The organism is Microbacterium sp. H6 (genome assembly GCF_003314775.1).
GTDB lineage: Bacteria > Actinomycetota > Actinomycetes > Actinomycetales > Microbacteriaceae > Microbacterium > Microbacterium oxydans.
In genome coordinates, this window is the sequence record NZ_QOAY01000269.1 from 7695 (window position 1) to 8105 (window position 411).

Genomic DNA, 411 nt, shown 5'->3' on the forward strand with positions numbered 1-411 from the left:
GCCACGCTGACGGAGATCCCGGCTTCCGCATGCTCGACGATGTCCTCGATCGTCTCGTGGATCATCTCGTCGAACGCCTCGGCGTCCTCCCGGAGCTGCTCCGCCGTGCGGGCGAGGGCCTCGGCGATGCCGGGACCGAGCTCGTCTTCGAGAACCGGGAGCACGCGCTCGCGCACCCGGACCCTGGCGTAGCGGTCGTCGCGGTTGTGCGGATCGTCCCACGGCGTGAGGTCGGAGGCGACGCAGAAAGCGCGCGTCGTCTCGCGGCGCACGCCCAGGAGCGGACGCACCCATCGCACACCGTCCTCATCCTCACGGACCGGAGCCATCCCCTGCAGGCTGGCCGCCCCGGAGCCACGAGCCAGGCCGAGCAGAACGGTCTCCGCCTGGTCGTCGAGCGTGTGCCCGAGA

Annotated in this window: 1 protein-coding gene; it reads right to left on the reverse strand. The window is 71.3% G+C overall.

All coding sequences use genetic code 11. The features are described 5' to 3' along the window. Positions 1-411 (reverse strand): ATP-binding protein (locus DSP71_RS24235; protein WP_258546529.1); only part of this gene is annotated, 411 nt, incomplete at both ends.